The organism is Stenotrophomonas sp. 05L413 (assembly GCF_056397945.1).
Genome location: NZ_JBFTOL010000011.1, coordinates 16,338 through 36,410, shown reverse-complemented (window position 1 = coordinate 36,410; position 20,073 = coordinate 16,338). Strand labels below are relative to the sequence as shown.

The window sequence follows — 20,073 nt, the reverse complement described above, 5'->3', positions numbered from 1 at the left end:
GCCTGCGGCCGCCCCCTCCTCCTTTATTTTGCCTCCAAGGGCATGGGCGCCCAGCGCCCGACCCACCGACCAGCGCCCCACGCTTGGCTTCCCCCTGCTTACCGCACGCCGAGGCCCGTAGCGGCCGGTATGCCCCTGGGCAAAGCACAGGAGGAGGCCGCTCCGCGGCCTGGGGACATTTGCCAAGGGCACACGCGTACAGCTGACAAAAAAAACCCCGGCATTGCCGGGGTTTTTCATGTGTGGCTGCGCCGGGATCAGGCCGCCTTTTCCAGCGTGGCCATATCGATCACGAAGCGGTAGCGCACATCGTTCCTGGCCATGCGCTCCCAGGCCTCGTTGACGCTCTTGATGTCGATCACTTCCACATCGCTGACGATGTTGTGCTCGGCACAGAAGTCCATCATCTCCTGCGTTTCGGCCATGCCGCCGATCGCCGAGCCGGTGATGTGCTTGCGGCCGAACATCACCGAAGCGCCCATCAGCGGCGGATCCAGTTCGGTCAGCACGCCGACCAGGCACATCGTGGCATCGCGCTTGAGCAGGGACATGTACGGGTTGGTGTCGTGGCTGACCGGGATGGTGTTGAGCAGGAAATCGAAGCTGCCCGCATGTGCCTTCATCTGCGCCGGATCGCGCGAGACCAGCACCTCGTCGGCCCCCAGGCGCTTGGCATCGGCACCCTTTTCCGGGGTGGTGGTGATCATCACCACGGTGGCGCCCATCGCCTTGGCGAACTTCACGCCCATGTGGCCCAGGCCACCCAGGCCGATCACGCCCACCTTCTGGCCGGGGCCGACCTTCCAGTGGCGCAGCGGCGAATAGGTGGTGATGCCGGCGCACAGCAGCGGCGCGGCGGCCTTGAGGTCGAGCGTTGCGGACACCTTCACCACGAAGCGCTGCTCGACCACGATGTGGTCGGAGTAACCGCCGAAGGTCGGCTGGCCGCTCTCGCGCTCGGTGCTGTTGTAGGTGAAGGTCGCGCCCTTCTCGCAGTACTGCTCCAGGTCTTCATCGCAGGCGGCGCAGTGGCGGCAGGAATCGACCATGCAGCCGACGCCGGCGAAGTCGCCGACCTTGAAGCCGGTGACGTTGGCGCCGACCTCGGTCACGCGGCCGATGATCTCGTGGCCCGGCACCATCGGGAACTTGGAACCACCCCAGTCGTCACGGGCCTGATGCAGATCGGAGTGGCAGATGCCACTGAAGAGAATCTCGATGCGCACGTCATCGGGACCGGCCGGGCGGCGTTCGAAGGAGAACGGTACCAGCGGCGCGGTCTGGTCGTGCACCGCATAACCATGGGCGAGGGACATGGGGGAATCCTTGGCAGGTTTGTAGAAAGGCGCTTTACAATACGCCCCGATCCCGTGCACAAAAAGTCAGGATATCGGCATGATTCATCAAGTGAAACGGGATAATCATGGCCACTGACAACCTGACCCATCTGGCAGCCTTCGCCGCCGTGGCCCGCCACCGCAGCTTCCGCAAGGCGGGGGCCGAGCTGGCTCTGTCCACCTCGGCGGTCAGTTATGCGATACGCGCGCTGGAAGAGCGCCTGGGCGTGGGCCTGTTCCACCGCACCACCCGCAGCGTCGCCCTCACCGAAGCCGGCCAGCGCCTGCTCGAACGCCTGCAGCCTGCGTTGGGGCAGGTGCATGACGCGCTGGAGGAGATGAACCATTTCCGTGCCGCACCGGCCGGCCTGTTGCGCATCAATGCCACCCGCGCCGCCGTCCAGACCCAGCTCGGCCCGCGCTTGGCGAAGTTCCTGCTGGCCCATCCGGATGTGCGTCTGGAGCTGGCCCAGGATGACGGTCTGGTCGATATCGTCGCCGGCGGTTACGACGCCGGTGTGCGCCTGCATGAATCGGTACCCGAAGACATGGTCGCCGTGCCGCTCGGGCCGGCACTGCGCGGCTTGATCGTCGGTGCGCCGGCCTACCTTGAAGGACGCGAGATACCCCGGCATCCGCGCGATCTGATCCGCCACGAGTGCGTGCGGTTCCGCTTCGCCAGCGGCCATCTGTACAAGTGGCAGTTCGAACGCGATGGCCAGGCGCTGGAAATCGATGTGCCGGGGCGACTCACCCTCGGCGATCAGAACACCATCCTGCAGGCGGTGGTGGACGGGCTAGGGTTGGCCTACGTGCTGGAGGATTCCGCGCGTCCGTATCTGGACGACGGTCGGCTGGTCGCCGTGCTGGAGGACTGGAGTGAACCGTTCGCGGGCTTTGCGGTGTATTACCCGCGGCAGCGGCAGATGTCATCCGCGCTTCGGGCGTTCATTGATCTGCTGCGCGGGTAGGTCAGCGCCTGGGCCTGCCAGGCTGATGCCACGAACGGGTCAGCAGCGCAGCCTGCGCCAACCCAGTGCAATGAGACTCACGGCAGCAGCCACGAGCAGCGCGCCGGCAACCGTCTGTCCGGCCGCGTATCCATCGGCATAGGCCGCTGCCTGTCCCGTGGTGCCTGCGAGCGGCGATGACAGCACATGCATGGCGCGAAGCAGCAACGCACCGCCGGCAAGGAGGAAAAGGTAAGGGAACACTGCGCGTCGCGTTGGCATCCGAAGGTGAACCTGCATGGCAAATGTGATGTCGTCCATGACGCCGGCTGGCACGTGCGGCGTTCTGCCTGGATTGTTCATGTCAAGCGGAACGCCTGTCAATGGCCTGGATGCTTCGATCCTGTATACTCACCCCCAGTATAGTTAACTGGCCTTTGCCCCATGCCCCATTCACCGCAGGAAAAAAAGCGCGTTCTCGCCCGGGTCCGTCGGATCCGTGGTCAGTGCGATGCGCTGGACCGCGCGCTGGAAGCCGGGGCCGAGTGCGGGCCGGTGCTGCAGCAGATCGCCGCCATCCGCGGTGCCGTCAACGGACTGATGTCCGAGGTGATGGAGGCCCATCTGCGCGAAGAGTTCGGGCAGCCGGCCCAATCCGATGCGCAGCGCGACGAGCGCGTGCGCGAGATGAGCATGCTGATCCGGTCCTACCTCAAATGAGTGCGCGGACGACCGCGTGCTGCCACATTCTGTTCCCTGCCTTGGAGTGCTCCCCATGAAATCCCGTGCTGCCGTTGCCTTCGCCGCTGGCGAACCGCTGAAGATCGTCGAGATCGACGTCGCTCCGCCGCAGAAGGGCGAAGTGCTGGTCAGGATCACCCACACCGGCGTCTGCCACACCGATGCGTTCACCCTGTCCGGCGAAGATCCGGAAGGTCTGTTCCCGGCCGTGCTCGGCCATGAAGGTGCCGGCATCGTGGTCGAAGTGGGCGAGGGCGTCACCAGCGTCAAGCCGGGCGACCACGTGATCCCGCTGTACACCGCCGAGTGCGGCGAGTGCCTGTTCTGTACCTCGGGCAAGACCAACCTGTGCGTGGCCGTGCGCGCCACCCAGGGCAAGGGCGTGATGCCCGATGGCACCACCCGCTTCAGCTACAACGGCGAGCCGATCTACCACTACATGGGCTGCTCCACCTTCAGCGAGTACACCGTGGTGGCTGAAGTGTCGCTGGCCAAGATCAATCCGGAAGCCAACCCGGAACACGTCTGCCTGCTCGGCTGCGGCGTGACCACCGGCATCGGCGCGGTGCACAACACCGCCAAGGTGCAGGAAGGCGATTCGGTGGCGGTGTTCGGGCTGGGCGGCATCGGCCTGGCGGTGATCCAGGGCGCGCGCCAGGCCAAGGCCGGCCGTATCTTCGCGATCGATACCAACCCCTCCAAGTTCGAACTGGCCAAGCAGTTCGGCGCGACCGATTGCATCAACCCGAAGGACCATGACAAGCCGATCCAGCAGGTCATCGTGGAGATGACCACGTGGGGCGTGGACCATACCTTTGAATGCATCGGCAACGTCAACGTGATGCGCGCGGCGCTGGAATGCGCGCACCGTGGCTGGGGCCAGTCGGTGGTGATCGGTGTGGCTGGCTCGGGCCAGGAAATCTCGACCCGTCCGTTCCAGCTGGTCACCGGCCGCTCCTGGAAGGGCACGGCCTTCGGTGGCGTCAAGGGCCGTACCCAGCTGCCGGGCATGGTCGAAGATGCGATGAAGGGTGACATCGAGCTGGCCCCGTTCGTGACCCACACGATGGGCCTGGACGAGATCAACGACGCGTTCGATCTGATGCACGAAGGCAAGTCGATCCGCTCGGTTGTGCATTTCTGAGCCACTACGGGCGGCGCGTGGTCCGCGCCGCCCCTACGGAGAATCACCATGGAACGCATCGAACATCGCGCCGCATCCGGCGGTTGGCAGGACGTGTACCGCCACACCTCGCAGGTGCTGGGCTGCGACATGAACGTCGCCGTGTATCTGCCGCCGCAGGCTGCCACGCAGCCACTGCCGGTGCTGTACTGGCTCAGCGGGCTGACCTGCAACGAACAGAACTTCATCACCAAGGCCGGTGCGCAGCGCTACGCCGCCGAGCATGGCGTGATCCTGGTCGTGCCGGACACCAGCCCGCGCGGCGATGACGTCGCCGATGCCGAAGGCTACGACCTGGGCAAGGGCGCTGGCTTCTATTTGAATGCCAGCGAGCAGCCGTGGGCGGCGCACTACCGCATGTACGACTACGTGGTGGAGGAACTGCCGGCATGGATCGAGACGCATTTCCCGACGACGGGCGCGCGCAGCATCAGTGGCCACTCGATGGGCGGTCATGGTGCGCTGGTGATCGCATTGAAGAATCCGGGCCGCTACAGGAGCGTCTCGGCGTTCTCGCCGATCGTCGCGCCGACCCGCGTGCCGTGGGGCCAGAAGGCCTTTGCCGCGTACCTCGGCGAGGACCGCGCCAGTTGGGCGGCGTGGGATGCCAGCGAGCTGGTCGCCACCGCGACCGAGCGCCTGCCGTTGCTGGTGGACCAGGGCGGTGGTGATGAGTTCCTCGACACCCAGCTGCAGCCGCAATGGTTGCAGGCGGCCTGCACGGCGGCCGGTCATCCGCTGACGCTGCGCCTGCAGCCCGGTTACGACCACAGCTATTACTTCATCAGCAGCTTCATCGGCGAGCACATCGCGCATCACGCCAAGGCGTTGCACGGGTGATGCCCGCCCAACGGCCACGCCGGAGCGTGGCCGTTGCGTCGCTCATTGGCGATCGTAGGAGAACTGGATGCCGGCAGTGCCGCCGGTCTGGATGAAAAGATCCATGAACGCCGGCACCGTGTCCTGGCGCTGCCAATCGCGCTGCAGCTCACAGAACAGCTGCGGGACGCTGATCATCCTGCCGCCGGCCTGTTCGATGCGGCGCAGGCCGGCGTCATGCGCGGCCAGGGACGTGCCGCCAACGGCATCGACCACGACGTACACCTCGTAGCCCTCCTTCAGGGCATCCAGGGCGGGGAAGGTCAGACAGGCTTCGGTCCACAGGGCGGTCATGATCAGCTTGCGGCGCCCGGTGGCCTGCACCGCTTCGCGGAACGCGGTGTCTTCCCACGCATTGATCGTGGTGCGGTCGTAGGTGGGATGGTCGGCCAGCACCTTGCGCAGCTGCGGAATCGGCGGTTTGTTGAGGCCGCTGCGCACATTGACCGTGGAATGCACGAGCGGCAGCCCGTAGGCGACGGCGGCCTTGGCGGTGCCCACGATGTTGTTGACCAGCAACTGCCGGTCCATCGAGGCGATCGAGTTCACCTGCACCGGCTGGTAGTCGATGATGATGAAGGCGGCGTTCTGCGGGGTCAGCAGGTGATCGGTGACAGGGTCACGGATGGGTTCGCTTGCCATGGGAATACTCCTGGGCGTGGGGAGGCCGCTGGGCGGCCGGGTCATGGCGATGGCAACGACCATCGCCACGGAGGACGGGGGATGCGTCAATCGCGCTGTGAATCCAGCACTTCGCCGGGATTACGTGTGCGCGATCTGGCCGAAGCGGCCGCCATTGAAATCGGCGAAGGCCTGGCGGATGTCGTCCTGGCTGTTCATCACGAAGGGCCCATAACCGACGATCGGCTCGTCGATCGGTTCGCCACTGAGCACCAGCACCGTGGCATCGCTGTTGGCCTCGATCCGCAGGGCGCTGCCATCGCGATCAAGCATCACCAGCTGCGCCTCGTGCACGGTCTGGCTGCCATTGACCTGCACGCTGCCGCGCAGCACGACCAGGGCGACGTGGCGCCCCTCGGGCACCGGCAGGTGGGCGCTGTGCCCCTGGAGCAGCCGCAGGTCCCACACATCCATCGGCGTAAAGGTGCGCGCGGGGCCATGCTGGCCGTCGAACTCACCGGCGATCACGCGCACGCGGCCCGCCTGGTCCGGCAAGGCCACCGACGGAATCTGCCCGTCCAGCAGGGTCTGGTAGCCAGGCGCGGCCATCTTGTCCTTGGCCGGCAGATTCACCCAGAGCTGCACCATCTCCAGCGTGCCGCCGGTGCGGGTGAAGGCGTGGGAGTGGAACTCTTCATGCAGGATGCCGGAGGCGGCGGTCATCCACTGCACATCGCCCGGGCCGATGGTGCCGCCCGCGCCGGTGGAATCGCGATGCTCCACTTCGCCTTCATAGACGATGGTGACCGTCTCGAAGCCGCGGTGGGGATGCTGGCCAACGCCGCGGGGCTGCGCGGCCGGGGTGAACGCCATCGGACCGGCGTAGTCCAGCAGCAGGAACGGGCTGACCTGCTGGCCGTGGCTGGAATAGGAAAACAGGGTCCGGGCCGGGAAGCCGTCGCCCACCCAATGCGCCTTCGGGGCGCTGTAGATGCCGAGAATCTTCTTCATGTCGTACTCCTCCGGGGCCAGGCCCCTGTCTGATGGAGGAGATGATGGATTCAGGACACTGGCGCCGGTAGTCGGCAGAATCTATCCTCATAGTCCTATCTGGTGAACGCTGGTGGCGGCCGTGCAGGATCTCAATGACCTCTACTATTTCGCCCAGGTGGTCGATCACGGCGGTTTCGCGCCGGCGGGGCGGGCGCTGGGCGTGCCCAAGTCGAAACTCAGCCGCCGGGTGGCGCTGCTCGAAGCGCGGCTGGGGGTGCGCTTGATCCAGCGTTCGACGCGGCACTTCTCGGTTACCGAGGTCGGCCAGACGTTCTACGCGCACTGCAAGGCGATGCTGGTGGAAGCCGAAGCCGCCCAGGAAGCGATCGAACTCACCCGCAGCGAGCCGCGCGGCATTGTCCGGGTGGCCTGCCCGGTCGCGCTGCTGGACACGCGTGTCGGCGAGATGATCGCGGCCTTCCTGGCGCAATGCCCAGGGGTGGAGATACAGCTGGATGCCACCAACCGCCGGGTCGATCTGAGTGCCGAGGGCATCGATATCGCGATCCGGGTGCGGCCACCGCCGCTGCAGGACACCGAGCTGGTGATGCGGGTGCTGGCCGAGCGCAGCCAGTGCCTGGTCGCCAGCCCGTCGTTGATTGAGCGGCTGGGCCTGCCGCAGGTGCCGGCCGATCTCGCCGCACTGCCGAGCATGGAACTGGGCCTGCCGCAGAACGAGCACGTCTGGAATCTGTTCGGCCCGGACGGCACGCGCGCGGACATCCATCATCGGCCGCGTCTGGTCACCCGCGGCATGCTGACCCTGCGCGCAGCCGCGGTGGCGGGCGTGGGCGTGGTGCAGCTGCCGCGGATGATGGTGTGCGACCAGATCGCCGCAGGCACGCTGGTGCATGTGCTGCCCGCGTGGGCGCCACGGCGGGAGATCATCCATGCGGTGTTCCCCTCACGGCGCGGACTGCTGCCCTCCGTACGCGCGCTGATCGATTTCCTGGCGGAACGTTTCCAGCAGCTCGAGGAAGAATAGCCGCCGCTGCCCGGCGCCCTGCCGCGCGCACGCCGTCAACGCGGGATGAATTGATCCCCAGGTGCCGGGCAACCTTGTATGTTGGTCGCAACGCCGCATCGGAATGGGACGCCGCATGGTGGTCTGGCTGTCGGTGCTGTACCTGCTGTGCCATGGCATCGCGCTGGTGCTGCTGCCCGCGCATGCGCTGCCGGTGTCCTATGCGTTCCTGATCGGGGCGCCCCTGCTGGCAGGGCTGGCCTGTGTGTGGCGGGGGCGCCGCAGCGCGTCGATCGTCGGCTGGGTCGCGATGGCGCTGGGCATGGGGTTGTGGGCGGCCGGCATGGTGCTGAACATGTATCAGGAGGTCGGGCGCGGCAATGCCGATGCGACGCCGGGGCTGAGCATGCTGCTGTATGTGCTGTACGGCGTGCCGCTCACGTTCGCGATGGCCCATCCCCGGCAGGAGCCGTGGTATCTCAGTCTGATCGATGCGCTGCTCGCGCTGCTGCTGGGCTACCTGTTCTTTGTCTACACCTTCTCGTTCGCCACGCTCAGCGATGCGGGCGAGGACGGGATCGCACACCTGCGGCTGATGTTCGATGTGGAGAACATCTTCATCGCCGGCTTTGCACTGCTGCGCTGGCGGGCGAGCGAAGATCCCTCGCGGCGCGTGTTCTTCCGCACGTTGTGCGTGTTCGCCTGGGTGTACCTGGGCGTTGCCGCGTACATCAACCATGTCGAGACCGAGGACAGCTACGGCGGCTTGGGCGATCTGCTGATCGATGTGCCGTTCCTGTTGCTGGCGATCATGGCGCTGCGGCCTTCCCGAGGCAGTGAAGTGCGTGTGCCGCGCGCGCTGGTGATGGCCGTTCGCGCCGGGAGCCCATTGATCCTGGCACTGTCGTTGATGGTGGTGTCGGCATTGATGGTCCGCGAGCATCCCTATCTGGCCGTGGCCGGGTTTGCATTGGCCACCGTGGGGTCGGGCCTGCGCAGCGTGTTGATGCAGATGCGTTCGTTCGCGCGGCAGGACCAGCTCGATGCGCTGTCGCGGATCGACAGCCTCACCGGCCTGGCCAACCGACGCCAGTTCGACCAGAGTCTGCGTGACGCGTGGGAGCGGGCGCGGCGAAGCGGGCAGGGCATTGCGCTGCTGATGGTCGATATCGACTGCTTCAAGGCGTTCAACGACCGCTTCGGGCACCCGGCCGGCGATCAGTGCCTGCGCCTGGTCGCTGCAACGTTGGCGGGGTGCGCGGTGCGCAGCACGGATCTGGTTGCCCGTTATGGCGGTGAGGAATTCGCCGTGGTGGTGGCATCGACGCCGCTGGAGGGCGCCCCTGCACTCGCCGAGCGCATGCGCCATGCGGTGGAGCAGCTGCAGTTGCCATCGGCTGAGCCGGGACGACCGGTGACGATCAGCATCGGCGTCGGGACCGTGCCGAGGGTGTTGGAAGCTGATCCTGCCGAGCTGCTGGCGGCGGCGGATGCCGCGCTGTACGCCGCCAAGCGGGGCGGGCGCAATCGGGTGGACGCGGGCGGCGAACCGGGCTGAGCGCGATCAGCGCCCGCCGCCGGGCCAGGGCACGGCCGCGGCCGATGGTTGACCGCACGCCGGGGTTCGCTCAGGCATCGCCACCGCGCACTTCCACCAGCACCGGGCAGGGCGCATGGTCCACCGTCCATTGCCCTACAGAGCGGTCCAGCAGGCGTTCCAGCCGAGACAGGTGGCGATGGCCGATGACGATCAGGTCGCAGCCGTGCTGGCGGGCATGGTCGCAGATCACCTGCGCCGGCTCGCCGGCCGGGTGGTGGCCTATGCCGTCGATACCGCGCTCGCGCAGGCTGTTCAGGGCGGTGGCAAGCAGGCGCTGCGCCTGGTGGACCTGGTCATCGGCGGCCGGATATTCGGCATGGTCGGCGCGCGGCGCGTCATCGGCCAGCGCGAAGGCGGGGTCCAGCACGCACAGCAGGTGCAACCGGGTGGAAGGCCCTGCCAGCGACCCGGCCAGGGCCAGTACCTGGGCGTGCTGTGGGCCGCCATCCAGGGCGACGAGGATCTTGGTGAACATCGGCATTCTCGGCAGAGGGGGCGCTAGGGTGGCGCACCGTCGGCGCTGGACCCATGCCGTGCGCCGCAGCGGAGCCGTGCGTTTGGCGCACCAATCCGGGTTTTGGATTGCAGTAAAGTCACCGCCACACGTTGAAGGTGATACTGCCGTGACCATGCCCGATCTGAACCTGCTCATTGCCCTGGATGCCCTGATCGAGGAGGGCAGCGTCGTGGGCGCGGCGCGGCGGATGAACCTCAGTGCCCCGGCGATGAGCCGTACCCTGGGCCGCATCCGCGAGGCGATCGGCGATCCGGTGCTGGTCCGCGCCGGCCGTGGCCTGGCCCCGACCCCGCGCGCGCTGCAGCTGCGTGAGCAGGTGCGCGGGGTGATCGAGCAGGCCCACCTGGTCTTCAACGCCGGCCGCGAGGTCGACATGCTGACGCTGGAGCGCACCTTCAGCATCCGCGCCAACGATGTGTTTGTCGGCACTTATGGGGGCCGCATGCGCGAGCTGTTCAAGGCGCAGGCGCCGTGTTCGGTGCTGCGGTTCGTGCCCGAGGGCGATGGGGACGACGATGCGATGGCGCAGGGCCGGATCGATCTGCACATCAGTGCTGTCAGCAAGCTGAGCGCCGATACCAAGGTGCAGAACCTGTTCAGTACCTCGTTTTTCGGTGCCGCCCATGAGGGCCACCCGATCTTTGCCGGGGAGATCACTGCCGAGCGCTTCGTGGCCTTCGACCACATCGCCGTATCGCGCCGTGGCCGCTGGTATGGCCCGATCGATGAGGACCTGGAAGCACTGGGGCTGACCCGGCGCGTCGCGCAGATCATGCCGACCTTCCACTCGGCGATCTTCGCCGCGGCCGATTCGGACCTGATCCTGCCGCAGATGCCCAGCGTGATGCTGGGCCGGCTGGAACGCCTCGGGGTGCCGCTGCGCCTGTTCGAACTGCCGATTCCGGTCCGCAGCGCGATTGTCGTGCAGGCATGGCATCCCCGCCTGGACAGCGATCTGGCGCATCGCTGGCTGCGTCGCAGCATCAAGGCGATGTGCGACGCGGAGTCCACGCAGGCCTGACGCACTGCGGCCACGGCCGCCTGCACGGCAACCGGTGAGGCGTGCGTGGGATGCACGCCAGCGATGGCCGGCGCAGCATTTTTCGCAGCATCGGCGCTGCCTAGACTGCCGCTCCCCGTCGTGGAGTGGCCCCATGTCCGTGTTGTTCCCGCTGCATCCCCGATACCCGGGTGGTGTTCGATGACTGCTGTTGCCGCCCCGTTGCCGGCAGCAACTGCCGTGCCAGCTGCACCGCCTGCGCAGGCGGTGTTTGGCCTGCGTCTGGCCGTGGGCCTGTGCGGCGTGCTGCTGGCTGTACTGATCTCCGGTATCAACGAAAACGTCACCAAGGTCGCGCTGGCCGACATCCGGGGCGCGATGGGGTTCAGTGTCGATGACGGCAGCTGGATCATCGCGCTGTACACGGCGATGTCGGTCAGCGCCATGGCGTTCGCGCCGTGGTGCGCGGTGACCTTTTCGCTGCGCCGTTTCGCACTGGTGATGATCGGCGCCTTCATGGTGCTGGGCGTGCTGTGTCCGCTCGCGCCGGATCTGCCCTCGTTGCTGATCCTGCGCGCGCTGCAGGGGCTGGCGGGCGGCGCGCTGCCACCGCTGCTGATGAGCGTGGCACTGCGCTTCCTGCCGCCGGGCATCAAGTTGTACGGCCTGGCGGGCTATGCGCTGACGGCCACGTTCGGGCCGAGCCTGGGCACACCGATGGCCGCGCTGTGGGTGGACTACGTGGGGTGGCACTGGGCGTTCTGGCAGATCGTGCCGTGGTGTGTGGCCGCGCTGGGCATGGTGGCCTGGGGCCTGCCGCAGGACCCGCTGCGGTGGGAGCGTTTCGCGCAGTTCAACGGGGTCGGCCTGGCGCTCGGGTTCCCGGCGCTGGTGATGCTGGTGATCGGCCTGGTGCAGGGGCCGCGCCTGGACTGGTTCGCCTCGCCGTTGATCTGCCTGCTGCTCGGCGGTGGTACCGGCCTGTTGGCGCTGTTCTTCTACAACGAATGGTCGCACCCGCTGCCGTTCTTCAAGCTGCAGCTGCTGGCCAACCGCAATCTGAGCTACGCGCTGATCACGCTGGGTGGCGTGCTGTTCGTGCTGCTGGCGGTGATCATGATTCCCTCCAGCTTCCTGGCCAAGGTGCAGGGCTACCGGCCGCTGCAGACCGCGCCGATGCTGCTGTGGGTCGCTTTGCCGCAGCTGATCGCGCTGCCGCTGGTGGCGACCCTGCTCAACCAGCGCCGGGTGGACAGCCGCTGGGTGCAGGCGATCGGCCTGGGCCTGCTGGCGTTGGCCTGTGGCCTGGGTACGCAGCTGACCACCGATTGGCACCGCGACAACTTCGTGTGGCTGCAGGTGATCCAGGTCATCGCCCAGCCGATGGCGGTGCTGCCGCTGCTGATGCTCGCCACCGGCAGCCTGGCGCCGACCGATGGCCCCTTCGCCTCAGCGTGGTTCAACACCGTCAAAGGCTTCGCCGCAGTGCTCGCCGGTGGCCTGCTCGAGGCGGTCACCACCGCGCGCAGCCATCTGCACTCGACCGCACTGGTTGACCGGATCGGCAACGCGACCTGGCTTGATGTCACCACTGTGCCAGGGCTGGGCGCACGCCTGCATGCGCAGGTGGTCGCGCTGACCTCGGCCGATCTCTATCTCCTCGTCGCGTGGGTGGCGGTGGCGCTGATCGCGCTGATTCCGTGGCTGCCCACACGCATCTATCCGCCACGTCCCGTGGCTTGAATTCAAGGAATTCCCCTGTGTCCCTGCATCGCAACTCCGTTCCCTTCGTCATCGCTGCCGGCCTGCTGCTGCTCGCCGGTGGCGCCGGGTGGCTGCTGCACGATGGCCGCCATCAATCCACCAACAACGCCTATGTCAACGCGGACTTCACCGTGGTCGCGCCGAAGATCGCGGGCTTCGTCAGCGAGGTCTGCGTGCAGGACAACCAGACGGTCAAGGCCGGCGATGTGCTCGCGCGCATCGATGACCGCGACTATCAGGTAGCGCTGGCGGCCGCGCGTGCCGATCTGGCCAATGCACGGGCGCAACTGGCCAATGCGCAGGCCGCGCTGGCGCAGCAGGGTTCGGTGATCGATCAGGCCCAGGCCAGTGTGGACGTCAGCCGCGCCGAGCTCAGCCTCGCCCAGGCCGATCAGCGCCGCTATCACGCGCTGGCCAGCGACGGTGCCGGCACCGTGCAGAACGCACAGCAGGCGCAGTCGCGCCAGGCGGTGGCCAGCGCGCATCTGCAGCAGGGCACGGCCGCCGTGCTCAATGCGCGTCAACGCACCGCGCTGCTGACCGCCAGCGTGCAGTCCGCGCAGGCCGCCGTGCAGCGGGCCGACGCCGCACAGGCCCGTGCCGAACTGGATCTGTCGCATACCGAGCTGCGTGCGCCGATCGATGGCATGGTCGGCCGCCGCGCGGTGCGCGTGGGCGCTTACCTCACCCCGGGCACGCCGGTGCTCGCGGTGGTGCCGCTGCAGCAGGCATTCGTCGTCGCCAACTTCCAGGAAACGCAGATGACGCGCATGCACGCTGGACAGCGCGTAGACGTGCAGGTGGATGTGTTCCCCGGCCAGCCGCTGCACGGCCGGATCGACAGCATCGCCCCGGCCACCGGGGTGACCTTCGCTGCGATCGCGCCGGAGAACGCCACCGGCAACTTCACCAAGGTGGTGCAGCGGATACCCGTGAAGATCGTGCTCGACGAAGGCCAACCGCTGGCCGGCAAGCTGCGCGCCGGCATGTCGGTGGAGGCGCGCGTGGATCTGGACAGCGGCGCGCGTGGGCTGCCGGGGGAGGGCGCATGATGATGCGGCAGACGTTGCGCCTGATGGCGGGCAGCGCGCTGTGCACCGCACTGGCCGCCTGCACCCTCGGCTCGGATTTCGTGCGGCCCGAGGCCAACCTGCCAGCGCAGTGGGAGGGCAGCGTGATCACCTCGGCGGCCTTCGCTGATGACGCGGCGTGGTGGAACGGCTTCGAGGATCCGCTGCTGGCGGCACTGGCGAGCCAGGCCATGCAGGCCAATCTGGATGTGCAGCTGGCCGCCAACCGCGTCGCGCAGAGCCGCGCGCTGCGCGGAATCAGTGCCGCCGACCGCGCCCCGGCCGTCGGCGCGACGGTCGGTGCCACCCGTGCGCGCAATAGCGAAGTGGGGTTGAACGATCCGTCCGGCAATGCCGGGCGCGAAGACTACGGGCTGTTCCAGGCCGGTATCGGCCTGAGCTGGGAGCTGGATCTCTGGGGTCGTGTGCGGCGCCAGGTGGAGATCGCCGATGCCCGCGTGCAGATCGCCAACGAAGACTGGCACGCGGTGCAGACCGCGGTGATGGCCGAAACCGCCGGTACCTATCTGCAGCTGCGCGCGACGCGTCAGCTGCTGGCGATCACCGAGGACAACCTGCACATCGCCCGTGACGTGCAGCGGCTGACCCTGGCCCGCCAGCAGCAGGGCGTGGCGACCACCTTGCAGGTGGCCAGTGCGGCCGCACAGGTGGCAGCGCTGGAGGCGCGGGTGGCGCCATTGCAGCATCGGCAATCGCAGCTGCGCAATGCACTGGCCCTGCTGCTGGGGCGCTCACCGCAGGCGCTGGACGCACAGCTGGAAAACGCACGGCGCGATTGGCCGGCATTGCCCGGCATGGCGGCTGGCCTGCCCAGCGACCTGGTCGAGCGCCGCCCGGACATCCGCCGCGCCGAAGCGGCCCTGCACGCGGCGACGGCTGGCATCGGTGTGGCCAAGGCCAACTTCCTGCCGCGCATCACCCTCACTGGCGATGCCGGCTTCCAGGCCAAACAGCTCGACGACCTGGACGGCTGGAACGCCCATCGTTTCAGCATCGGTCCGGCGATCAGTCTGCCGATCTTCCAGGGCGGCAGGTTGAAAGCGAACCTCGCTCTGAGCCGGTTGCAGCAACGCCAGGCCGCGCTGCAGTTCCAGAAGACGGTGCTGCAGGCGTGGCACGATGTGGACGATGCGATGGACGGTTACAGCGCGGAGCAGCGACGCGGGCAGGCGCTGCAGGTGGCGGTGGAGGAAAGTGATCGTGCCTTGGTCGCTGCGCGTCGTCAGTACCAGGAAGGTGTGATCGACATGCTGGACGTGCTGACCACCCAGCGCATTGCGCTGGACAACCAAGCGGCGCTGGCCGGCAGCCAGGCGGCGGCCGCGATCGCCCGGGTGGATCTGTATCGCGCGCTGGGCGGTGGGTGGGACGATGGCGATGCCGGCGCGGCGCTCGCTGGCAGCGCGTCGGCTGCCAGCGGGGCGGGCAACATGGCTCAACGTACGTTGCGCAGTTCCCAGTGACTGCCGGCCAGCATGCGCAGGCGCTGCTTGAACACGTCGCTGTCGATGCTGGTGGTGGCGCAGAGGTTGATCCGCAGATCATCCTGCGCGCCGGTCACGGTAGCGGCCGGATCGGTCGCGCCCCACTGCGGGTCGACCGCGTCGGGATCGTCCTGCTTGGCGCGCCAGCGGTCGAACAGCACCGTGGTACGCAGGGCAGTCTGAAGTTCCTCGGCCAACCCTGCCGCGCCTTGGGCGTGGAAGGACAGGTCCGGATCGTTGCCGCGTGCCTTGGCCGGGTCCGGCAGGCTGATGTCATAACTAACTGGCATGGTTACCTCCATTGAATGCGGCAAGGCTGGCAGAGACGCGGTGCAATCCGCGTGCAGAACCAGCGGCCGTGCCCGGATCGTGGCATGGCCGCTGCGATACTGACCAGTGCGCTCAGCCGCTGAAGGTATGTGGGCCGTCGGCGAAGCCGATCGTCACCGCGCCCTTGCCCACGTTGACCATGCCGGTCAGGCTCATCACCGCCTCGAACACATCCACGCCATGCGCCTGGCACGTCTCGCGCAGCGCGGTATAACCGGGCAGGGCCTGCAGGTCGGCCAACTCACCGCCGTAACTGATGCACACCGTCGGCGTCATCAGGCCGGCCTTGACGCGTTGCCCGACGAAATCGAACAGCTTCTGCACGGCGTTGTCGAAGCCCTTGATCTTGGCCACTGGGCCGGTCTCGCCGCGGTAGCCATGCAGCACCGGCTTGATGTCCAGCGCACTGCCCAATGCCGCGCTGATCAGGCCCACACTCCGGTCACCCTTGTGCCGCGCACGCGCACGCATGTAGTACAGATCGCGGGTGATCATGTAGCCGTGTACGTTGTTGGCCAGCAGCTCCAGCCGCTCGCGGATCTGCTGCACGCTTGCACCGCTGTCGCGCAGGCGCACCGCTTCCACCGCGGTCACGCCCTGCGCGGCGAACAGGTTCTGGGTGTCGAGCACGCGCAGCGCGAACGGCGAGTTGAACCCTGCCGCCTGCCGCACCGGTTTGTAGTCGTTGAGGATCGCGAAGCTGGCCTGCATCGCGTTGTCGTGGATCGGGCTGCGGGTCTTGGTGATCGTCATGCAGAACACATGGTCGTAATCGATCACCAGCTTGCCCAGGAACAGGTCCCGGATCTGGTTGACGCTGAACGGAATGGTCTCCGCTTCGGCGCCGTGCTCGGCCACATGGGCATGCAGAAAGCTCAGTGTCGCCTGTTCGTCGCGATGGTCGGCCAGCACGGCCTCGCCGATGCGGACGGTGATCGGCAGCAGCACGATGTTGTGTTGTTCAATGAAATCCTGCGGCAGATCGCACGCAGAGTCGACCACGATTCCGATGCGCATCCTGTGCCCCTCCGGCAGGTTGTAGGTTCGGAAACGTGAACGCTATCGCAAAACGGCTCGCCTTGCCTGACCGGGGAGCCGACCCGGGCTCAACGGCTGCGTTCCACGGCCACCGGCAGGTCCTGGATCCGCGCCCATTCGCCCGTCTCGAGCAGGCCTGGATCGGCCAGCACCGCCTGCATCAGCGGGTGGGCGTCGTTGCCCCAGAACAGCTCGCTGCCGATCGCCAGCGTCGGGACGCCGAACACGCCGGCCGCCAAAGCCGCATCCGTGTTGCGGCGTAGCGCTTCCTTGACCGACGGCTCACTGATCGCCGCAGCGACATCGGCGATGTCCAGCATCGCGCCGGGCAGGGCGAGCGCGGCCGCACTGTCACCGGCGTGGCCGTCGCGCCAGATCCAGTTGAACAGGAGGTCGACCGTCTCGTGGGTGGCCCCCGCGGCCAGACACAGGCGCAGGGCTGCCAGCGGATTGAACGGGTGGCCCGGCGGAAAGCGCAGCGTCACCCCGGTGCTGCGGGCCTGCCACAGCGCCTGCCGATAGGTGAACAGTCGTTTGGCGGGGATCTCGGCAGGGCCCAGATTGCCCAGGTGGTGCAGCACCGCGCCGAAGGCGATCGGCACCGGAACAATGCTCTTGAACTGCGGCAGGGCCTTGAGCTGCTGCCAGTGCAGGTAAGCGAACGGTGAGACGAAATCGAAATACCAGCGCAGGGCCATGATCGGGTGCTCACGTTGCGGGACGGCAATGCCGCCGAATGCAGGGCCGCCGCAGGCAGCGGCCCTGTGCAGGGACTCAGCGCGAGTATGCGCGCGGTTCGCTCGACGCCGGCGCCTGGTAGCGGTCGCGCAGCTCGGTCTGGCGCGACCGCATCGGCATCGCGCGGCCGCCCAGCCAGACCTGCTCGGCGTAATGCCCGACATCCAGCGGATCGCCTTCCCACAGGACCAGATCGGCCAGCTTGCCCGGTTCGATGGTGCCAAGCCGGTCGCCGATGCCCAGCGCCTGCGCCGGCACCCGGGTCAGGCCCGCCAGGCCATCCTCCCAGGGCAACCCGTTGGCCACTGCATTGCCGGCCAGCTGGCGCATCTTGCGCGCGTTGTGCGAGGCATCATCGCGCTGGGCGAAGCTGACCGGCACGCCGGCCGCCTTCAGTCGCGCCGCGTTCTGCAGGGTCGCGCCGAGCTGGTCGAAGCTGCTCGGCAGATTGCCCAGCCCATCCACGAACACCGGCACGCCGGCCTGGGCCAGCTGCGGGGCAAGACGCCACGCCTCGGCACCGCCGGCGATCGCGATCTTGACCTTCTCGCGGGCGGCCCAGCGCAGCAGCTGACGAATATCGGCCGCGCGGTCGACCTGCACCACGATCCGGCCGTGGCCGGCCAGGTAGCGCGCCAGCGTGGCGCGTCCGGCAGGTGTGAGCAGGGCATGCGGAGAGTCTGCGGGCACGCGGCCACGCGCCTCGCTGACCATCTGTTCCAGCAGCATCCACTGCGCGGCACGCGAGGTGCCGGTCAACTCTGCGCCGGACGCACCGAGGCGGATGAACAGCGCCTGCGGACCGACCGGGTCGGCGCTGCCGTCCAGCCGCATCACGCCGCCCTGGCCGGCGATGAAGCCGCCGCCGGTGTTCGCCCCGAGCAGGGTGAAGCCGATGCCATCCAGCCGCGCCACCGGGATCAGCACCGAGTCCGGATTGAAGGCCAGGGTGACGTCGAATTCCGGGCGCAGCGGCTGGTCTTCCAGTTTGAGCGTGCTGTCGACCGTGGCCGATTCGCCGGACACTTCTTCGATACCAATGTCGGTGATGCCGCCGAACAACGCCGGGGTAAGCGGCTTGCCTGCGGCCTCCACCACGGCGACGCCGGCCGGCGCCGACAGGCCCGGACCGACGGCGCGGATCACGCCGCCCTGGATCAGCACATCGCTGTGTTCCAGGCTGCCGCGTGCGGCGGCGGTGTGCACGGTGGCGTTGCGGATCAGCAGATCCTGCGCGAACAACGCCGGTGCGATGCAGGCACCGGCGAGCAACAGCAGAGCCTGCGGAAGCAGTCGCATGGCGACGCGGCGGCTCATGGGCGTGCCTCTTGGCCGAGCATGAAGTCCGACAGCGGCTGCCGCCTCACGTCCTGGCGGTCATAGACCTGATGGCCATCGACGTAGACCTTTTCGGCCAGTGCGTAGGAACTGAACGGGCTGCCGTTCCAGACCACCACATCCCCCATCTTGCCGGCCTCCAGGCTGCCGGTCTGCTTCTCCACGCCCAGCGAGCGCGCTGCGTTGGAGGTGAGCCACATCATGGCGCGCTCCGGGGCGATCTCGATGCCGGCGCGGCGTGCGTTGGCGATCACCTTGGCCGCTTCCTGGTTCAGGCGCTGGATGCCCTCCGGGGAATCGGAATGCACGATCGCGCAGCTGTTGGCCGGCCGGTCGACCAGGGCGATGTTGTCCTGGATCCCATCGAACGCCTCCATCTTGAAGCCCCACCAGTCGGCCCACAGCGCACCGCACACGCCTTCCTCGGCGAGCCGGTCGGCCAGTTTGTAGGCCTCCACTGCGTGGTGGAACGCGGCGATCTTGAAGCCGAATTCCTTGGAGAGATCCAGCATCGTGGCCATCTCATCGGCGCGGTAGCAGTGGATGTGCACGCGGATGTCGCCCTGGATGGCGCCGGCCAGCGTATCCAGTTTGAGATCGCGCTTGCCGCCACTGTCACCGGCGCTGTCGCCCTTGTCATCGCCACTGAACCAGCGCTTCTTCTTCGGCTGCTTGGGGGTGTTCTTGGCGATGTATTCGCTGGCATCGATGAAGGCCGCGCGGTAACCGGCGACATTGCCCATGCGCGTGCCCGGCGCGGTGCCCTTGCCGCCGTAGACGCGCTTGGGGTTCTCGCCGCAGGCCATTTTCAGGCCCCACGGCGCGCCGGGGAACTTCATGGCCTGGTAGGTGGTGGCGGGCACATTCTTCAACGTCACCCCGCGGCCGCCGACCAGGTTGGCCGAGCCGGGCAGCACCTGCATCGAGGTCACGCCGCCGGCCAGTGCCGCGGCAAAGCCGGGGTCCTGCGGCCACACCGAGTGTTCGGCCCAGACATTGGCGGTGACCGGCGCGGTCATCTCGTTGCCGTCGCTGTGGGCGCTGACGCCCGGGCTGGGATACACGCCCAGGTGCGAGTGCACATCGATGATGCCGGGGGTGACCCACTTGCCCTGGCCGTCGACGCGGACCGCATCGGCCGGTGCACTCAGGCCGGTGCCGACCGCTGCGATGCGGCCGCCCCGCAACAGCACATCGGCGTTGTCCAGGCGCACGCCGGTGCCGGTGAGCACCGTGGCGTTGCTGATCAGCACCGGCGCCGAGGCGATCGGTGCGTAGCTGCTGGGGTAGGGATCCTGGAGGAAACGCGACGCGGCGGGCGCCGGCGCGGACACGATCGACATCAATGCCAGGCCAACGCCGACGCTCAACAACTTCTGCATGGTTCTCCCCCAAGCCGCATGGACACAATTCTTCGACGCTATCCGGGACGCGGGTGCTTTGCC

General features: G+C 67.6%; 20 protein-coding genes. 10 read left to right on the top strand and 10 right to left on the bottom strand.

The window, feature by feature from the left end:
* Positions 1–257 precede the first annotated feature (257 nt).
* Positions 258–1,316, bottom strand: a complete 1,059-nt coding sequence (locus AC1DIQ_RS18785; RefSeq protein ID WP_152152225.1) for an NAD(P)-dependent alcohol dehydrogenase — start codon at positions 1,314–1,316, stop codon at positions 258–260.
* Positions 1,317–1,423: 107 nt separating this feature from the next.
* Here AC1DIQ_RS18785 and AC1DIQ_RS18780 point away from each other — a divergent pair, with 107 nt between their 5' ends.
* Positions 1,424–2,308, top strand: a complete 885-nt coding sequence (locus tag AC1DIQ_RS18780) for a LysR family transcriptional regulator (protein WP_121039764.1) — start codon at positions 1,424–1,426, stop codon at positions 2,306–2,308.
* A gap of 39 nt (positions 2,309–2,347) precedes the next feature.
* Here the strand turns inward: AC1DIQ_RS18780 and AC1DIQ_RS18775 are convergent, their stop codons facing one another.
* Complete coding sequence (locus AC1DIQ_RS18775) at positions 2,348–2,608, bottom strand: hypothetical protein (RefSeq protein ID WP_121039761.1); 261 nt, start codon at positions 2,606–2,608, stop codon at positions 2,348–2,350.
* A gap of 123 nt (positions 2,609–2,731) precedes the next feature.
* On the opposite strand from AC1DIQ_RS18775, the gene AC1DIQ_RS18770 reads away from it, so the two are divergent.
* From AC1DIQ_RS18770 to fghA, 3 genes are read left to right on the top strand one after another with little or no spacing between them, the layout of a single operon-like run.
* The gene (locus AC1DIQ_RS18770; RefSeq protein WP_019183747.1) at positions 2,732–3,007 is read left to right on the top strand and encodes a metal/formaldehyde-sensitive transcriptional repressor; all 276 of its coding nucleotides are present in this window, start codon (positions 2,732–2,734) and stop codon (positions 3,005–3,007) included.
* 55 nt (positions 3,008–3,062) lie between these two features.
* Complete coding sequence (locus AC1DIQ_RS18765; protein ID WP_478050587.1) at positions 3,063–4,172, top strand: S-(hydroxymethyl)glutathione dehydrogenase/class III alcohol dehydrogenase; 1,110 nt, start codon at positions 3,063–3,065, stop codon at positions 4,170–4,172.
* Between the two features lie 48 nt (positions 4,173–4,220).
* The gene (gene fghA, locus AC1DIQ_RS18760) at positions 4,221–5,051 is read left to right on the top strand and encodes an S-formylglutathione hydrolase (protein ID WP_478050586.1); all 831 of its coding nucleotides are present in this window, start codon (positions 4,221–4,223) and stop codon (positions 5,049–5,051) included.
* Between the two features lie 42 nt (positions 5,052–5,093).
* Here the strand turns inward: fghA and AC1DIQ_RS18755 are convergent, their stop codons facing one another.
* A complete protein-coding gene (locus AC1DIQ_RS18755) occupies positions 5,094–5,732 on the bottom strand; it encodes a hydrolase (protein ID WP_461770267.1) in 639 nt (212 codons plus the stop codon).
* Between the two features lie 120 nt (positions 5,733–5,852).
* The gene (locus tag AC1DIQ_RS18750; protein ID WP_478050585.1) at positions 5,853–6,722 is read right to left on the bottom strand and encodes a pirin family protein; all 870 of its coding nucleotides are present in this window, start codon (positions 6,720–6,722) and stop codon (positions 5,853–5,855) included.
* Between the two features lie 121 nt (positions 6,723–6,843).
* Between AC1DIQ_RS18750 and AC1DIQ_RS18745 the strand changes: the two genes are divergently transcribed.
* Both AC1DIQ_RS18745 and AC1DIQ_RS18740 read left to right on the top strand, forming a co-directional pair.
* Complete coding sequence (locus AC1DIQ_RS18745; RefSeq protein ID WP_478050584.1) at positions 6,844–7,749, top strand: LysR family transcriptional regulator; 906 nt, start codon at positions 6,844–6,846, stop codon at positions 7,747–7,749.
* Between the two features lie 115 nt (positions 7,750–7,864).
* Complete coding sequence (locus AC1DIQ_RS18740; protein ID WP_121039747.1) at positions 7,865–9,286, top strand: GGDEF domain-containing protein; 1,422 nt, start codon at positions 7,865–7,867, stop codon at positions 9,284–9,286.
* Between the two features lie 70 nt (positions 9,287–9,356).
* Here the strand turns inward: AC1DIQ_RS18740 and AC1DIQ_RS18735 are convergent, their stop codons facing one another.
* Entirely contained in the window at positions 9,357–9,803 is a 447-nt protein-coding gene (locus AC1DIQ_RS18735; RefSeq protein ID WP_282261546.1) for a universal stress protein, read from the bottom strand.
* 148 nt (positions 9,804–9,951) lie between these two features.
* Between AC1DIQ_RS18735 and AC1DIQ_RS18730 the strand changes: the two genes are divergently transcribed.
* The 4 genes from AC1DIQ_RS18730 to AC1DIQ_RS18715 all read left to right on the top strand — a co-directional run bounded on the left by AC1DIQ_RS18730 (position 9,952) and on the right by AC1DIQ_RS18715 (position 15,163).
* Complete coding sequence (locus AC1DIQ_RS18730; protein WP_121039741.1) at positions 9,952–10,866, top strand: LysR family transcriptional regulator; 915 nt, start codon at positions 9,952–9,954, stop codon at positions 10,864–10,866.
* A gap of 180 nt (positions 10,867–11,046) precedes the next feature.
* Complete coding sequence (locus AC1DIQ_RS18725) at positions 11,047–12,588, top strand: MFS transporter (protein WP_478050583.1); 1,542 nt, start codon at positions 11,047–11,049, stop codon at positions 12,586–12,588.
* Positions 12,589–12,605: 17 nt separating this feature from the next.
* Positions 12,606–13,661 carry an HlyD family secretion protein gene (locus AC1DIQ_RS18720; RefSeq protein ID WP_478050582.1) on the top strand — a complete coding sequence of 352 codons (1,056 nt, stop codon included), beginning with the start codon at positions 12,606–12,608 and terminating at the stop codon, positions 13,659–13,661.
* Positions 13,661–15,163, top strand: coding sequence for an efflux transporter outer membrane subunit (locus AC1DIQ_RS18715; RefSeq protein ID WP_478050589.1), 1,503 nt, complete (start codon positions 13,661–13,663; stop codon positions 15,161–15,163). Before AC1DIQ_RS18720 ends, AC1DIQ_RS18715 begins: the two co-directional genes overlap by 1 nt.
* Here AC1DIQ_RS18715 and AC1DIQ_RS18710 read toward each other — a convergent pair.
* The 5 genes from AC1DIQ_RS18710 to AC1DIQ_RS18690 form a co-directional block, all read right to left on the bottom strand.
* Positions 15,136–15,474, bottom strand: a complete 339-nt coding sequence (locus tag AC1DIQ_RS18710) for a hypothetical protein (RefSeq protein WP_461770260.1) — start codon at positions 15,472–15,474, stop codon at positions 15,136–15,138. The two genes, AC1DIQ_RS18715 and AC1DIQ_RS18710, sit on opposite strands and share 28 nt — an antisense overlap.
* Positions 15,475–15,586: 112 nt before the next feature.
* Complete coding sequence (locus AC1DIQ_RS18705; protein ID WP_478050581.1) at positions 15,587–16,531, bottom strand: DegV family protein; 945 nt, start codon at positions 16,529–16,531, stop codon at positions 15,587–15,589.
* 89 nt (positions 16,532–16,620) lie between these two features.
* Complete coding sequence (locus AC1DIQ_RS18700) at positions 16,621–17,253, bottom strand: 2-hydroxychromene-2-carboxylate isomerase (protein WP_282261589.1); 633 nt, start codon at positions 17,251–17,253, stop codon at positions 16,621–16,623.
* A gap of 73 nt (positions 17,254–17,326) precedes the next feature.
* Positions 17,327–18,589: an amidohydrolase family protein gene (locus AC1DIQ_RS18695; protein ID WP_428999450.1), complete on the bottom strand. Its 1,263-nt coding sequence runs from the start codon at positions 18,587–18,589 to the stop codon at positions 17,327–17,329.
* Positions 18,590–18,603: 14 nt separating this feature from the next.
* On the bottom strand, positions 18,604–20,010 hold the full coding sequence (locus AC1DIQ_RS18690; protein WP_478050580.1) for an amidohydrolase: 1,407 nt from the start codon (positions 20,008–20,010) through the stop codon (positions 18,604–18,606).
* Positions 20,011–20,073: the final 63 nt, after the last annotated feature.

Bases quoted from the DNA above. Each gene is read 5' to 3' on its own strand.
- fghA (WP_478050586.1), top strand. From the start codon at position 4,221: ATGGAACGCATCGAACATCGCGCCGCATCCGGCGGTTGGCAGGACGTG.
- AC1DIQ_RS18735 (WP_282261546.1), bottom strand. From the start codon at position 9,803: ATGTTCACCAAGATCCTCGTCGCCCTGGATGGCGGCCCACAGCACGCC.
- AC1DIQ_RS18755 (WP_461770267.1), bottom strand. From the start codon at position 5,732: ATGGCAAGCGAACCCATCCGTGACCCTGTCACCGATCACCTGCTGACC.
- AC1DIQ_RS18770 (WP_019183747.1), top strand. From the start codon at position 2,732: ATGCCCCATTCACCGCAGGAAAAAAAGCGCGTTCTCGCCCGGGTCCGT.
- AC1DIQ_RS18750 (WP_478050585.1), bottom strand. From the start codon at position 6,722: ATGAAGAAGATTCTCGGCATCTACAGCGCCCCGAAGGCGCATTGGGTG.
- AC1DIQ_RS18695 (WP_428999450.1), bottom strand. From the start codon at position 18,589: ATGCGACTGCTTCCGCAGGCTCTGCTGTTGCTCGCCGGTGCCTGCATC.
- AC1DIQ_RS18705 (WP_478050581.1), bottom strand. From the start codon at position 16,531: ATGCGCATCGGAATCGTGGTCGACTCTGCGTGCGATCTGCCGCAGGAT.
- AC1DIQ_RS18775 (WP_121039761.1), bottom strand. From the start codon at position 2,608: ATGGACGACATCACATTTGCCATGCAGGTTCACCTTCGGATGCCAACG.
- AC1DIQ_RS18780 (WP_121039764.1), top strand. From the start codon at position 1,424: ATGGCCACTGACAACCTGACCCATCTGGCAGCCTTCGCCGCCGTGGCC.
- AC1DIQ_RS18715 (WP_478050589.1), top strand. From the start codon at position 13,661: ATGATGCGGCAGACGTTGCGCCTGATGGCGGGCAGCGCGCTGTGCACC.
- AC1DIQ_RS18710 (WP_461770260.1), bottom strand. From the start codon at position 15,474: ATGCCAGTTAGTTATGACATCAGCCTGCCGGACCCGGCCAAGGCACGC.
- AC1DIQ_RS18690 (WP_478050580.1), bottom strand. From the start codon at position 20,010: ATGCAGAAGTTGTTGAGCGTCGGCGTTGGCCTGGCATTGATGTCGATC.
- AC1DIQ_RS18740 (WP_121039747.1), top strand. From the start codon at position 7,865: ATGGTGGTCTGGCTGTCGGTGCTGTACCTGCTGTGCCATGGCATCGCG.
- AC1DIQ_RS18785 (WP_152152225.1), bottom strand. From the start codon at position 1,316: ATGTCCCTCGCCCATGGTTATGCGGTGCACGACCAGACCGCGCCGCTG.
- AC1DIQ_RS18765 (WP_478050587.1), top strand. From the start codon at position 3,063: ATGAAATCCCGTGCTGCCGTTGCCTTCGCCGCTGGCGAACCGCTGAAG.
- AC1DIQ_RS18725 (WP_478050583.1), top strand. From the start codon at position 11,047: ATGACTGCTGTTGCCGCCCCGTTGCCGGCAGCAACTGCCGTGCCAGCT.